Here is a 13,488-nt window from a genome sequence, read left to right on the forward strand (position 1 = left end):
CTGGGATAAACCCCGAAGGCGATCTTACGATCCGTGGCGAAATTCTACATGATGTGGGGGAAAACTCAACAACCGCGATATACTGGCGCCGGTTTATGGGTGGATTACGATTCGGGGGTTTTATCCACAGGCGGCTTTGCCCCCGAACCGATGTCGTTTAGGCGGATTTATGCGCGTCCTGCCAGGCCCGGGGATCTTTCAGGAAGGTTTCCACCTCGTCCAACGTTTCGGTGCTGAAAGCTTTCTGATCCTTGGCTTCGGCCAGAACGTCCCACCAGGTGCACAGATAGTGCAGCTCGACGCCGTGGTCGCCCAGACGTTTGGTGGTTTCGGGGAAGATGTCATAGTAGAAAATGACCGCAGTATGGCCACAGGTGGCGCCTGTTTCGCGGATCGCGTCTACGAAAGACAATTTCGAGCCACCATCGGTGGTCATGTCTTCCACCAGAAGCACACGCTCATCTTCAGTCATTACGCCTTCGATGCGGGCATTGCGGCCATAGCCCTTGGGCTTTTTGCGCACGTAGGTCATCGGCAGTGCCATCCGTTCGGCCACCAGCGCGGCAAAGGGAATGCCAGCGGTTTCGCCACCGGCGATGTTGTCAAACGCCTCGAACCCGGCGTTGCGCATCACTGTAATGGTCATGAAGTCCATCAGGGTTGCGCGGATACGCGGGTAGGAGATCAGTTTGCGGCAATCGACATAGCTGGGAGATGGCAGGCCTGACGCCAGAGTGAACGGTGTGTCGGTGTTAAAATCCACCGCGCCGATCTCCAGCAGCATGCGGGCTGACAGGCGGGCGATCTCTTCTTTGGTCGGGTATGAAGTGGGGATCATCGGATCGTCCTCGGATGTTGGCGCCGGTGGTCAGGTGGGAAGCCTCCGGCGGGAGTATTTTGGAAAAGATGAAATCAGGGGGCTGACCAATGGACGGGAAAGCCAGGATCAAAGACTGTTACGGGGCCGTCCAATGTGTCGATTTTTGTTGGAAAAGCGACAGGCTGGTCTTGTTTGGTCAGGGTCAGAGTGTCGCTGTTGACGGGCAGACGGTAAAACGCCGGACCATTGCGCGAAGTGAACCGTTCTAGTTTGTCCAGCGCGCCGTTCTCTTCAAAGACATGCGCCAGCAGGGACATGGTGTTGGTGGCGGTGAAGCAACCGGCACAGCCACAGGCACTTTCTTTATTGGGGTCGGTATGCGGAGCCGAGTCCGTACCAAGAAAGAAGCGCGCATCCCCAGATGTGGCAGCAGAGCGCAGGGCCTGACGGTGGGTCTCGCGTTTGGCGACGGGCAGGCAATAGTAATGCGGCTTGATGCCACCAACCAGAATGTGATTGCGGTTGATGATCAGGTGGTGCGTGGTGATGGTCGCAGCCAGACCCTTATCGTTGGATTTGACATAGTCGACGCCATTAGCGGTGGTAATATGTTCCATCACAACGCGCAGACCCGGCGTCGCTTTGCGGATTGGATCAAGCACACGGTCGATGAACACGGCCTCACGATCAAAAATATCGATCTCGGCATCTGTTACTTCACCATGCAGGCAAAGCGGCAGGCCGATCTCGGCCATTTTCTCCAGAACCGGACGGACCTTGTTGAAATCGCTAACACCGCTGGCCGAGTTGGTGGTGGCACCGGCTGGATAGAGTTTAACTGCCTTAATCAAGCCACTGGCATGGGCTGCCGCCACATCCGCAGGGTCGGTATCTTCAGTCAGATACAGGGTCATAAGCGGCTCAAATGCCATGCCATTAGGCAGCGCAGCCAGAATACGGTCGCGATACGCGGCAGCCTGAGCACCGGTCACCACGGGTGGGACCAGATTGGGCATGATGATCGCGCGGCCAAAGTGGCGTGCTGTTTCGGGCAAAACGGCGGTCAGCATGGCGCCATCGCGCAGGTGCAGGTGCCAGTCGTCGGGGCGGGCAATGGTAAGGCTATGGGTCATGTCGCCGCCCTAACACAGCTCCTCTTCAAGGGGAAGTGGGGCAAAGGCCCGGCTGTTGAATTCTCAGAGTTTGGGCGGCATCGTGAATTCACCGGCCTTGGCCCGTTTTTCCAATTCCCGGTACCGACGCCGGAACTTTGGTGCACGCATTCGTTGGGCAACATTGCGACACAACATGGCTGTCAGATAGGGGCGCTCATGGTCGTTTAGCTGGGCAGCCAAACGGCGCAGGTAGCCCAGGTTATTGCGGCGTGCCCTGTAGTGTTGCCAAAACCGAATAGCGGTTAGTTTGCCTGCGCCGGCCAACGAGATGACCTGATACAGAGTTTCCATTTCGGCAAGCCGCGTCTGTAGCGTACTGCCCATGTTGGGCAATCGCAGCCGAGTCACATTGGACCGGCTGAACAATGTAGCGTGCATGGCATCCAACTGCTCACGCGGGTCGTAAATGACAAAGGCCTGGTCGGCCGCGTCGAGCATATCCGGGGCATAGCCGTATCTGTCTGTGAAGGATGTGCGGCGCATTTCGACAAAACGGTCGTCCCATTCGGTCATTTGCGGATCTAAGGTGGCCTGGGGCTGAATTGCGACAACGGTGGCGCCAGGTGACGCGACCGAAAATGCCGAGGCGGCATAACCGCAAGGCCCGGCACCATAAAAAACAACCTTGTCAAACTCTTCGAAAAAGCCGTCGTCAATCAGCTGATCGAAGAACCCATAAACCCGGCTTTCGCGGAACCAGGTGTCACCATCAGAGATCAGACACAGATGGGACCAGCCTTGGCTTTTGACCAGATCAAATCCAAGGGGTTGCGACAGTTCAGACAAATTTTGAATGCCCTGAATGGTCTCAAAGGTAACCAGTAATGTATTGTCTTGATCTATGAAGGTTGCAAAATGCTGGTCACCCAGGGATTGATACATGCCATGTTGTTCGGCCAGCGCAGCCATGCGGCTTCGCCATTGCTTTTTGGTCAACCCAGCCAGGCTCTCTTCCAGATTTTCCAGTCCGTCCTGCATCAATGCATTCCTCACAGCCCAGCCTCGGTGTGGGCCAGTTATCCATGTTCATTTCTAGGTGCAAAATGCGGCCAAATTTGGAAGAACTCGTGCCACTTTTCCGACTATTTTGGCTTTTTATCCTTGTCTGCCGTACGCCCCAGTAGGGCAAATTCGGTCAGCGTCCTCGCGGTGGTCTCATTGATCAACCGCGATGGAGGTGTCATCATCAAGCGGCTGAACAGGCTGCGAAATGTGTCTTGCTGCATTAGCAAGCGAAAGCGCTCGTGTCGCCAGGTTACGGCGTCTCTATGGCATTTTTCCAGCCTGCTGTCTGAGGTCATCTGGTCCAAGTACTTTGTTGTCGCGGTGTCATATCGAGAGATAGAAGTATCAGTGGCAGTGTTGAAATTTCGCTCGACCCAATAATCCATCCCCAGTGGCAAATCTGAGTGATTTACCCGGCCCCTATCGGCCTTGACCACATAGCTCTCCATTGAGCCGAGCGGGTAATGGTTCAGCTGGGCCAGCTTGAAATTTGCACGGCCAAAAGTCGAGAACAGCTTTTTGGTTTTGAATTCAGGCCCCAATTCGCGGCCTTCACAGTCGAACCAGCGAAAATCGCTCAGTCGGTCCGCGTCGGGGTTGCGGGGGCGGTGGACACCGGTTTTGCGATAGGCCCCGGTGTTGCGATACAGCGTTTTGAACAGGGCGGCCCGCCAGGGCCAGTGAATGATCTCCGGAGCACAGCGGGTAAATTGCGCGGTCACCAGTTGATCCCGGTAGCGGACCTGGTCCCCGTTGCCAAACAACCGCCAGGTCAAAGTCACTGCATCTGCCATTGGCAGTGCTTCAAGCAGGCTGTGCAGTGTGCCGTCACCGGTGTGGATGTTGACAAACTCGTCAATGTCCAGCGTCAGGATCCAGTCGGCCTGCTGGACCAGGGGATGTTTGTCAGCCGTTTTCATCGCGGTGAACTGGATGCCGCGTTTGTCATATGGCCCATTATTGCGGACATGGGTAAGCTGACCCATCTCCTGCAGATGGTCCAGCATTATGTCAGTTCCATCCTGACAGTCATTTGAGAACACAAGAAAATCTGTGAAACCCACCGCGCGGTGATGGGCCAACCATTCCAACAGAAAGGCGGCCTCGTTGCGCAGGGTGACAATAGCAAGATAACGCATGGATCAATCTTCTGAATGGTTTTCGCAGGTTACGGGTGATTATGACATCGCATCGCGGACCAGCTGGCGTCAACATAGACATAGGCCCCGCTGCGTATAGGACCAAAGTGCCGGTACTGCAGGCTTGACCATGACGCTGTCGCATGGCCTGATCCAGCCGGGCAGCAGGAGGGATCAGATGCAGAAACCGGATACGATAGAACAGGTTCAAGCTCTGTTGACGGCCCAGGGTTATGTCTGCGGTCGAGCACTGGCCGTGGTGGTGTTTCTGGCGCTGCGTCTTGGGCGCCCTTTGTTTTTGGAGGGCGAGGCGGGGGTTGGCAAAACTGAAATCGCCAAGGCGCTGGCGGCTGGTCTCAACCGTCGCTTGATCCGCCTGCAGTGTTACGAGGGGCTAGATGCATCGTCGGCAGTATACGAGTGGAACTTTCCAGCCCAGATGATTGCTATCCGCACTGCCGAGGCCGCCGGTGCAGCCGACCGTGGTGCGCTGCAGGCCGAATTGTTTTCGGATGAGTTTCTGATTGAACGGCCCTTGTTGCAGGCCATGCGCCCGGATGAGCATGGCGCGCCAGTGCTGTTGATAGACGAACTGGACCGTACCGATGAACCGTTTGAGGCCTTCCTGCTTGAAGCACTGTCTGACTTTCAGGTTACCATTCCGGAACTGGGCACCATTCAAGCCCCCGAACCTCCAATTGTCATTCTGACCTCAAACCGCACCCGCGAGGTCCATGACGCGTTAAAGCGCCGCTGCCTCTATCACTGGGTGGATTATCCTGATTTCCAGCGCGAGGTCGAAATTCTGCAGGCGCGTGCCCCTCAAGCCAGCGCCAAACTCAGCCGTGAAGTGGTGGCTTTCGTCCAGGCTCTTCGCACCGAGGACTTGTTCAAGAAACCGGGCGTTGCCGAAACCATCGACTGGGCCAACTGCCTGTTGGCGCTGGATGTGATTGACCTGTCGCCTGAGGTGATTGCTGATACATTGGGCGCGATCCTCAAATACCAGGACGACATCACCAAATTACAAGGCAGCGAGGCCAAGCGAATTCTGGACCAGGCCAGGGCCAGCCTGGCGCCGTCGTGATCCTTCATCTGGCCAAAAATATTCCGGGGGTACGGGGGCTGGCCCCCGTCTGTATGACGATCTGTATCCATGCCTGAGCTCCCCCCACTCAGCCTGCCTGAGACCCCAAAGCTTGCCCAGAATATCACTCATTTTGCCCGGGCTCTGCGTAAGGCGGGCCTGCCAATCGGTCCGGGTCGGATTGTGGATGCAGTGCAGGCAGTGGCGGCCGCCGGGTTCACTTCGCGACGGGATTTCTACTGGGCGCTACACGCCTGTTTTGTCAGCAAACCGGAACACCGGCTGATCTTTTCTCAAGTGTTCCGCCTGTATTGGCGCGATCCTCGATTTCTAGAGCACATGATGGCGATGCTGTTGCCGGCTGTGCGCGGTGTTCAAGAGGACAAACCTGCCGACCTGGGCGAGAAACGCGCCGCCGAGGCTCTCTTGGACGGCACCCAACCGGACCCCGAACATATCGATGACGAACAGGGCACCGAGATCGAATTTGATGCCAGCCTGACGATGTCCGCCGCCGAAAAACTGCGCAGCCTCGATTTTGAACAGATGAGCACCGATGAGGTCGCCCGCGCCAAGCGAGTCCTGTCGCAGATGACCTTGCCGGTACAGCCACTTCACTCTCGTCGTCTGATTGCCGCACCGGGTGGCCCGCGCCCCGATTGGCGCCGAACCCTGCGCGCGGCCTCCCGGCAAGGCGGTGAAATCCAGGATATTGCGCGGGCCAAACGGCGCATTCGCTGGCCCAATCTGGTGGTGATTTGCGATATCTCCGGCTCGATGAGCCAGTATAGCCGGATTATTCTGCATTTTCTTCATGCGGTGTCCAACGCACAAGGGGCAGGATGGGCAAAGGTACATGCTTTTACCTTTGGTACCCGTTTGACCAACATCACCCGGCATCTGGCACAACGCGACGTGGATGCGGCCCTGGCAGCGGCTGGGACCGAGGCCCAGGATTGGGAAGGAGGCACCCGAATTGGTGAATGTTTGCATGAATTCAATCGCGATTGGTCGCGGCGGGTGATGGGACAGGGTGCGGTGGTGCTGTTGATCACCGACGGATTAGACCGCGATGACCCAGAGGCTCTGGCCCGTGAAATGCACCGCCTTCAGTTGTCGTCGCGCCGCCTGATCTGGCTTAACCCATTGCTGCGCTGGGAGGGCTTCGCCCCCAAGGCACAGGGCATTCGCGCCATGCTGCCCCATGTGGACAGTTTTCGCGCCGGCCATTCGATCGCTTCGATCGAGGATTTGGCCCGGGTGATCTCCAACCCCGAAGACCATGGCGAAAAGCAGCGCTTGATGGCACTGCTGTAACGCTGTTTTGGGAAGGAAATATATCTGCTTGTCATCATTTGAGGGCAGACGTTGCATCTGGAAAGAGGCATAGTTGCCGCTGGAGGACACGATGACCCATACAACGACCCGATTTGAGAATGCGCCTGAGACGGCATTGGACTGGCATACCGCCGGTGTTGGCGCGGTTCTGGCGACCGTCGTGCAAACCTGGGGTTCGGCGCCGCGGCGCACCGGTTCTATGCTGGTGATCAGTGGCGATGGGCGCATGCAGGGATCGGTTTCTGGTGGCTGCGTCGAAGGCGCTGTGGTGCTCGAGGCGCAAGAGGCGCTGCAGGATGGTCAGCATCGGTTGCTGGAATATGGGGTCAGCGACGAGGATGCCTTTGCGGTTGGATTGGCCTGCGGTGGCACCATCAAAGTGCTGGTGGAGCCGATTGGCTCGGCGATGCCGGTGGACCTGTTGCAGCAATTGGTTGCGCGGCGGGCAACGCGTCAGGCGCTGGCCTATGAAGTGAACATCGAAAGCGGAGTGCGGCGGCTTTTGCATGACAGTCATCCAGACCGCATGCGGATGGACCGCTCAGGTATGGAAGAGGACGACGAGACATTTGTAGCGGTGCATAACCCGCCGCTGCGATTGATCTGTGTGGGGGCTGTACATATTGCGCAAGCCCTGGTGCCGATGGCCCGGATTGCGGGATATGATCCGGTGCTGATCGACCCGCGTGAGGCCTTTGCGGCCAGTGATCGCTTCCCCGGTGAGACAATTCTGGATGATTGGCCGGACGAAGCTGTGGCAAAACTGGGCCTAGATGCACGCACCGCGCTGGTGTTGTTGACCCATGATCCCAAACTGGACGACCCGGCGCTGCAGGCGGCATTGGCGGCCGAGTGTTTTTATATTGGTGCGCTGGGGTCAAAACGCACCCATGCTAAACGGGTCGATCGCATGGTGGCCGCTGGGTTTACCGAAGCGCAAATCGAGCGAATTCACGGACCTATAGGTTTGGATATTGGCGCTGCCGGTCCAGCTGAAATCGCGGTTTCAGTGCTGGCGGAAATCACTGCGGTGCTTCGGGGCAAAGTGGAATGAAGTTCGGGCAGGTCGGGCTGAGTGAGGCCGAAGGATCAATCCTGGCGCATTCTTTACAAGTTGGTTCTCGCAGGATTGCCAAGGGCACCGAACTGACTTTGTCCGATCTGACAGATCTGGACGCAGCAGGTTACGCCGAAATAACTGTAGCACGGGTCGAAGTCGGGGACCTGCATGAAAACGAGGCCGCTCTGGCGCTTGCCCGGATGATCATACCTGACCCAGAGGCGCAGGGCATTCGGATTTCGGGTGCTGGCGCTGGGCGGGTCAACCTATATGCCAAAACCTGCGGTGTGGTGCAGCTGGACCCACAGCGCCTGCGGGCCGTTAATGAAATTGATCCGATGATCTCTATCGCCACAGTCCCGGCCTGGCACCGGGTAGATGCCGGTGGCATGATCGCAACCATCAAGATCATTGCCTATGCGGTGCCGCAAGTGGCTTTGCTACGCGCCGGTGAGGGCGCCGGTGGCGCACTGGTTGTGCGCGCACCTGTGTATCAGACTGCAACACTGATCGAGACCATTGTCAGCCGGGATATCCCATCAGAGAAGGGTCGGGAGGCGATGTTTGGCCGGTTGGACAGAATGGGCTTGGGTTTAACCCCGCGCGTAGTAGTGCCACACCGCGAGACCGATCTGGCACAGGCGATCCGCGAGGCCGAGGGCGATATTGTGCTGATCCTCACAGGGTCGGCGACCTCGGATCCACTGGATGTGGCGCCGCAGGCGCTGCGATTGGTGGCGGGCGAAGTGACCCGGTTTGGCATGCCAGTTGACCCCGGGAATCTGCTGTTTCTGGGGGGCTTGGGAACTAAACCGGTGATGGGGTTACCAGGATGTGCCCGCTCACCCGCATTGAATGGGGCCGACTGGGTTCTGGAGCGCGTGATGTGCGGAATCGATGTGAGCAGCAGTGATATCGCGGCCATGGGAGTCGGTGGATTGCTCAAGGAAATCCCCACTCGACCAATGCCACGGCGCAGCGACGGGTAACGGGCGATGAATAGCATACTGCGACTTTAGTCTATAGGTGTGGTTGTAAAAATTGTTTTTTTACAGCAACTTGATGACTGCATAAGTCTATTTTCTCTTTTAAGGCGAGGCTTGCGTCCCTCAAATCCCTTCGCACAGGCGCACGGGCATGTTTAACTCTTCGTAGCCAATTGAAATAGCTAAGGGAGGGGTTCATGGCGAAGGTCTCAATGACCGTGAACGGTAAGGCTGCAAGCGCAGAGGTCGAGGGGCGTACCCTTTTGGTTTCATATCTGCGCGAAGAGCTTGGACTGACGGGGTCCCATGTCGGATGTGATACTAGCCAATGCGGCGCCTGTGTGGTGCATGTGGATGGTAAGGCCGTGAAAAGCTGCACCATGCTGGCAGTAGAAGCCGACGGTGCCGAGGTGGCAACGATTGAGGGTCAGGCGGCTGAGGATGGTACACTGAATACCATTCAAGCGGCGTTCCAAGAGCATCATGGCTTGCAGTGCGGATATTGCACTCCGGGTATGGTGATGTCGACAGCAGCGCTGCTAAAGGAAAACCCCAAACCCTCGGAACAGGAAATCCGCGCATATCTGGAAGGCAATCTGTGCCGATGCACGGGTTACCACAACATCGTCAAGTCGATCATGGCAGCCAGTGGGCAGGATATTTCTGCGCTCGCGGCACAATGACGACACAGCGATCAATGGCTCAAAGTGGGTGATGAACGCGCATCTTATACACCGCGCAGGACTTGGATGGATTTGATTCAGACGTCAGTGGTGGGTGGAGGATGTGTGCTAGCACGCACTATTCAGGGAGAGGATATTTAACATGCCCAAAGACAGCGGCATTGGCGCCAGCCCGAAACGGCGCGAGGACGTACGGTTCCTGACAGGGAACGGAAATTATACAGATGATATCAATGCGCAGGGTCAGGCTTTTGTCTATTTCCTGCGCTCGGATATAGCGCATGGTCGCATCACAAGCATAAACACTGACCTTGCTGCAGATATGCCTGGAGTGGTGCGGATATTTACGGCTGCAGATTTTGAGGCAGTTGGTGGGGTTCCCTGCGGCTGGGAGATTACAGACCGTCATGGCAATGCGATGCAGGAGCCAAAACACCCGATTCTGGCCGAAGGTAAAGTACGCCACGTGGGTGAACCTATTGCTGCGGTTGTTGCCGAAAGCCTGGAGCAGGCGCGGGATGCAGCTGAGGTGATTGATCTGGACATCGAAGAGCTGCCAGCTGTCGTTGACATGAAGGCAGCTGTGGCGGAGGGAGCGGTCAAGGTTCACGATGATCTGACGTCAAACCTTTGTTATGACTGGGGCTTTGTTGAAGAAAACCGCGAGGCGGTCGAGCAGGCCTTTCAGGATGCAGCCCATGTCACCACGCTGGAACTGATCAACAACCGCCTTGTGGCCAATCCGATGGAACCAAGGGTGGCGATCGGCGAATACAACCGCTCTACCGATGACAGTAAGCTCTATACCACCAGCCAGAACCCACATGTGATCCGCTTGTTGATGGGCGCTTTTGTGCTGGGGATACCCGAACACAAACTGCAAGTCGTGTCTCCGGATGTTGGCGGTGGGTTTGGCACCAAGATTTTCCATTATGCAGAAGAGGCGTTTTGTACTTTTGCAGCTAAGGCCTGTAATCGTCCGGTCAAGTGGACCTCTTCACGGTCCGAGGCCTTTATGTCGGATGCGCATGGGCGTGACCATGTGACCAAGATTGAATTGGCGCTGGACGCAGACAACAATTTCACCGCTCTGCGCACCGATACCTATGCAAACATGGGGGCTTATCTGTCTACATTTGCACCCTCGGTACCGACTTGGCTGCATGGCACATTGATGGCGGGGAATTACAAAACGCCGTTGATTTATGTGAACGTCAAGGCGGTGTTCACTAATACGGTGCCGGTTGATGCCTATCGTGGCGCTGGGCGCCCTGAGGCGACATTTCAGTTGGAGCGGGTGGTGGATAAAGCGGCGCGCGAGTTGGGCGTTGATCCGATTGCGCTGCGGCGGCAAAACTTTATCACTGAATTCCCCTATGCCACGCCGGTGGCGGTCGAATATGACACCGGGGATTACCATGCCACTATGGATAAACTGACTGAGATTGCCGACCTTTCGGGCTTTGCGGCGCGTCGGGCTGCAAGTGAGGCCAAGGGCAAGATCCGTGGGCTGGGTGTCAATTGCTACATCGAGGCCTGTGGTATCGCCCCCAGTAACCTGGTGGGACAGCTTGGCGCACGCGCCGGTCTGTACGAAAGTGCAACAGTCCGGGTCAATGCCACCGGAGGTTTGGTAGTAATGACTGGCAGCCACAGCCATGGCCAGGGTCACGAGACCTCGTTTCCGCAGGTGATCGCCGAGATGATCGGCATTGACGAGAGCATGATTGAAATCGTGCATGGCGATACCTCTAAGGTGCCCATGGGCATGGGCACCTACGGCTCGCGGTCGCTGGCGGTTGGTGGCTCGGCCATGGTTAAGGCAACTGAGAAGATCATTGCCAAGGCCAAGAAGATTGCCGCGCATTTGATGGAGGCCTCGGATGCTGACATCGAGTTGAAAGATGGCCAGTTCTCGGTTGCGGGAACGGATAAGGCAGTGGCTTGGGGCGATGTAACCCTGGCGGCTTATGTGCCGCATAACTATCCGCTGGAAGACATTGAACCAGGACTGGAAGAGACTGCGTTTTATGATCCGGCCAACTTTACCTATCCATCGGGCGCCTATGCTTGCGAGGTGGAGGTCGATCCGGATACCGGCAAAGTCAGTATCGAGCGGTTTTCGGCGGCGGATGACTTTGGCAATATCGTCAACCCGATGATCGTCGATGGACAGGTGCATGGCGGTATTGGTCAGGGCATTGGTCAGGCCCTGCTTGAAGGCTGTGTCTATGATGAGAACGGCCAGCTGTTAAGTGCATCCTTCATGGATTATGCGATGCCGCGGGCTGACGATCTGCCGTTTTATGCAGTGGACCATTCCTGTCAGACCCCCTGTACCCATAATCCGCTTGGGGTGAAAGGCTGCGGTGAAGCCGGTGCCATTGGCTCGCCGCCTGCGGTGGTGAATGCAGTGGTGGATGCGCTGCAGTCTGCTGGTAAGGACGTTACTCATGTGGATATGCCGCTCAGCCCGGGGCGGGTATGGGCCGCAATGAACGGGTAAGTGTTTGGGGAGTGCCGGGGGCCAGCCCCCGGACCCCCGGGATATTTTTAGCCAGATGAAGCTGGGATCCGCAGGGATCCAGGCTGTCTGAGGAAGGAAGCGAAATGTATAATTTCGAATTTGAGAAGCCTTCGACCGTTGCGGATGCTGTGGTGGCACTGGCAAGCGAAGACGCGCAGGCACTGGGTGGTGGACAGACACTGATCCCAACCCTGAAACAGCGGTTGGCGATGCCATCAAAACTGGTCAGTTTAGGTGGTATTGCTGAGATGCAGGGCGTGACAGCAGTGGATGGGGGAATTTCGATAGGGGGGGCAACAACCCATGCTGCGGTCGCTGCAGGTGCGGGGGCGTATCCTGCGCTTGCGGAGCTGGCCAGTCATATAGGTGATCCGGCGGTGCGCAATCGGGGCACCCTTGGCGGGTCGCTGGCCAATAATGATCCCTCGGCGGATTATCCGGCGGCGGCACTTGCCTCGGCGGCGGTCATAACCACCAACTCCCGCGAGATAGCCGTGGATGATTTCTTTCTGGGATTGTTCGAAACTGCCTTGGAAGAGGGCGAGATTATTACGGGCGTTCAGTTTGCGGTTCCCGAGGCGGCAAATTACCAGAAATTTGTGCAGCCGGCCTCTCGCTTTGCGCTGGTTGGTGTTTTTGTTGCCAAGTACGCCGATGGTGTACGGGTGGCGGTGACCGGGGCATCCGAGGATGGTGTGTTTCGGTGGACCGAGGCAGAGGCGGCTTTGAATGCCAGCTTCAATGCGGATGCTGTTGCAGGACTTGGCGTAGATCCCGCCAACATGATTGGTGATTTGCATGGCACTAAAGAATACCGTGCCCATCTTGTTGGGGTCATGACCAGGCGCGCGGTGGCTGCGGCAAACTGATTTGAGAGTAAAGAGTAATTGAGGTCCTGCCGAATTGGCGGGGCCTTATTTTGTTTCTTAGATCAGATGAATACCATTGGTGTTGCTCGGCCGGTTGCCACTTGGCCAGACAATCAGGCGGTTACTGACAGCGACGCCAATCGGCGACGAGACCGTCTTGTACCAGGTAGAGGCCCTCTTCGTGTCGCATGATCATTACGCGGTAGGAGTACTGCTCGCCTTCGCCCGAGCATTGCGCGTCGAATAAAACGGCATCCATACCACGAATGCTGGTTGGCTTGGTTAATTCACATGTGTTTTCAAGACCGTGCAGATACGCGCCCTGTATGCCCAGCACCCCGCCATCCATGCCTAGATCCTCGGGGTTACACGACCAGGTCCCATCCACCGATGTATACAGCCCGTCAAATGGTGCCGCAAAACCCGTTGCTGACATTAAAACCGCGGTGATGAAAACTAATGATCTGAAAATTACCGTCATGAAAATACCTTTTCTAAAACCTATACACCTTCCCCAACAACGGAGATGAGCGTGACGATAGGTTCAGTCCACGGCTGTGGCAACGTATCAGTATGATCAAGGCGAGGTGGCACAGCGGCCCAATTAAAATAATCTTGGCGAGTGCCGTTCCCTAAGAGTTATGGCCCAACTGACACTTGGCGAGACATGTTGCCGCTGATCCACGGTTAAGATTGTAGGATACTGAGCAATCTGTCGTCAGAGGAGTTGCATCTTCTCGTGCCTGGCTGGTCGGAGGATTTATGCCGCCGCCATAAACGCAAAGTGCCCTGTCCACCA

The 13,488-nt window shown here is 56.7% G+C and carries 12 protein-coding genes; 7 read left to right on the forward strand and 5 right to left on the reverse strand.

What is annotated here, in order from left to right; genetic code table 11:
- Positions 1-157: 157 nt before the first annotated feature.
- The 4 genes from EBB79_RS06785 to EBB79_RS06800 form a co-directional block, all read right to left on the reverse strand.
- Entirely contained in the window at positions 158-838 is a 681-nt protein-coding gene (locus EBB79_RS06785; protein WP_127748198.1) for an orotate phosphoribosyltransferase, read from the reverse strand.
- A 74-nt stretch (positions 839-912) separates the two neighbouring features.
- Entirely contained in the window at positions 913-1,953 is a 1,041-nt protein-coding gene (pyrC, locus tag EBB79_RS06790) for a dihydroorotase (RefSeq protein ID WP_127748199.1), read from the reverse strand.
- Positions 1,954-2,016: 63 nt separating this feature from the next.
- Complete coding sequence (locus EBB79_RS06795; RefSeq protein WP_177627784.1) at positions 2,017-2,973, reverse strand: phosphoadenosine phosphosulfate reductase; 957 nt, start codon at positions 2,971-2,973, stop codon at positions 2,017-2,019.
- A 104-nt stretch (positions 2,974-3,077) separates the two neighbouring features.
- On the reverse strand, positions 3,078-4,139 hold the full coding sequence (locus EBB79_RS06800) for a glycosyltransferase family 2 protein (RefSeq protein ID WP_127748200.1): 1,062 nt from the start codon (positions 4,137-4,139) through the stop codon (positions 3,078-3,080).
- A gap of 178 nt (positions 4,140-4,317) precedes the next feature.
- Between EBB79_RS06800 and EBB79_RS06805 the strand changes: the two genes are divergently transcribed.
- From EBB79_RS06805 to EBB79_RS06835, 7 genes are all read left to right on the forward strand, one after another.
- Positions 4,318-5,226: an AAA family ATPase gene (locus tag EBB79_RS06805; protein ID WP_127748201.1), complete on the forward strand. Its 909-nt coding sequence runs from the start codon at positions 4,318-4,320 to the stop codon at positions 5,224-5,226.
- Between the two features lie 69 nt (positions 5,227-5,295).
- The gene (locus tag EBB79_RS06810; RefSeq protein ID WP_127748202.1) at positions 5,296-6,543 is read left to right on the forward strand and encodes a vWA domain-containing protein; all 1,248 of its coding nucleotides are present in this window, start codon (positions 5,296-5,298) and stop codon (positions 6,541-6,543) included.
- Positions 6,544-6,634: 91 nt separating this feature from the next.
- Complete coding sequence (locus EBB79_RS06815) at positions 6,635-7,618, forward strand: XdhC family protein (RefSeq protein ID WP_127748203.1); 984 nt, start codon at positions 6,635-6,637, stop codon at positions 7,616-7,618.
- On the forward strand, positions 7,615-8,613 hold the full coding sequence (locus EBB79_RS06820; protein ID WP_127748204.1) for a molybdopterin-binding protein: 999 nt from the start codon (positions 7,615-7,617) through the stop codon (positions 8,611-8,613). The genes EBB79_RS06815 and EBB79_RS06820 overlap by 4 nt, the downstream gene beginning before the upstream one ends.
- A gap of 194 nt (positions 8,614-8,807) precedes the next feature.
- The gene (locus tag EBB79_RS06825; RefSeq protein WP_127748205.1) at positions 8,808-9,293 is read left to right on the forward strand and encodes a (2Fe-2S)-binding protein; all 486 of its coding nucleotides are present in this window, start codon (positions 8,808-8,810) and stop codon (positions 9,291-9,293) included.
- Between the two features lie 142 nt (positions 9,294-9,435).
- The gene (locus tag EBB79_RS06830; RefSeq protein WP_127748206.1) at positions 9,436-11,799 is read left to right on the forward strand and encodes a xanthine dehydrogenase family protein molybdopterin-binding subunit; all 2,364 of its coding nucleotides are present in this window, start codon (positions 9,436-9,438) and stop codon (positions 11,797-11,799) included.
- Positions 11,800-11,903: 104 nt separating this feature from the next.
- Positions 11,904-12,689 (forward strand): FAD binding domain-containing protein, encoded by a 786-nt coding sequence (locus tag EBB79_RS06835; protein ID WP_127748207.1) that lies wholly within the window; start codon positions 11,904-11,906, stop codon positions 12,687-12,689.
- A 121-nt stretch (positions 12,690-12,810) separates the two neighbouring features.
- Here EBB79_RS06835 and EBB79_RS06840 read toward each other — a convergent pair whose 3' ends face one another.
- Entirely contained in the window at positions 12,811-13,170 is a 360-nt protein-coding gene (locus EBB79_RS06840) for a hypothetical protein (RefSeq protein WP_127748208.1), read from the reverse strand.
- Between the last annotated feature and the right edge of the window lie 318 nt (positions 13,171-13,488).

This window comes from Parasedimentitalea marina (genome assembly GCF_004006175.1).
Classification (GTDB): domain Bacteria; phylum Pseudomonadota; class Alphaproteobacteria; order Rhodobacterales; family Rhodobacteraceae; genus Parasedimentitalea; species Parasedimentitalea marina.

Coding starts and splice junctions, on each gene's coding strand:
- EBB79_RS06820 (WP_127748204.1), top strand. CDS start 7,615: ATGAAGTTCGGGCAGGTCGGGCTGAGTGAGGCCGAAGGATCAATCCTG.
- EBB79_RS06785 (WP_127748198.1), bottom strand. CDS start 838: ATGATCCCCACTTCATACCCGACCAAAGAAGAGATCGCCCGCCTGTCA.
- EBB79_RS06815 (WP_127748203.1), top strand. CDS start 6,635: ATGACCCATACAACGACCCGATTTGAGAATGCGCCTGAGACGGCATTG.
- EBB79_RS06835 (WP_127748207.1), top strand. CDS start 11,904: ATGTATAATTTCGAATTTGAGAAGCCTTCGACCGTTGCGGATGCTGTG.
- pyrC (WP_127748199.1), bottom strand. CDS start 1,953: ATGACCCATAGCCTTACCATTGCCCGCCCCGACGACTGGCACCTGCAC.
- EBB79_RS06800 (WP_127748200.1), bottom strand. CDS start 4,139: ATGCGTTATCTTGCTATTGTCACCCTGCGCAACGAGGCCGCCTTTCTG.
- EBB79_RS06830 (WP_127748206.1), top strand. CDS start 9,436: ATGCCCAAAGACAGCGGCATTGGCGCCAGCCCGAAACGGCGCGAGGAC.
- EBB79_RS06825 (WP_127748205.1), top strand. CDS start 8,808: ATGGCGAAGGTCTCAATGACCGTGAACGGTAAGGCTGCAAGCGCAGAG.
- EBB79_RS06840 (WP_127748208.1), bottom strand. CDS start 13,170: ATGACGGTAATTTTCAGATCATTAGTTTTCATCACCGCGGTTTTAATG.
- EBB79_RS06805 (WP_127748201.1), top strand. CDS start 4,318: ATGCAGAAACCGGATACGATAGAACAGGTTCAAGCTCTGTTGACGGCC.
- EBB79_RS06810 (WP_127748202.1), top strand. CDS start 5,296: ATGCCTGAGCTCCCCCCACTCAGCCTGCCTGAGACCCCAAAGCTTGCC.
- EBB79_RS06795 (WP_177627784.1), bottom strand. CDS start 2,973: ATGCAGGACGGACTGGAAAATCTGGAAGAGAGCCTGGCTGGGTTGACC.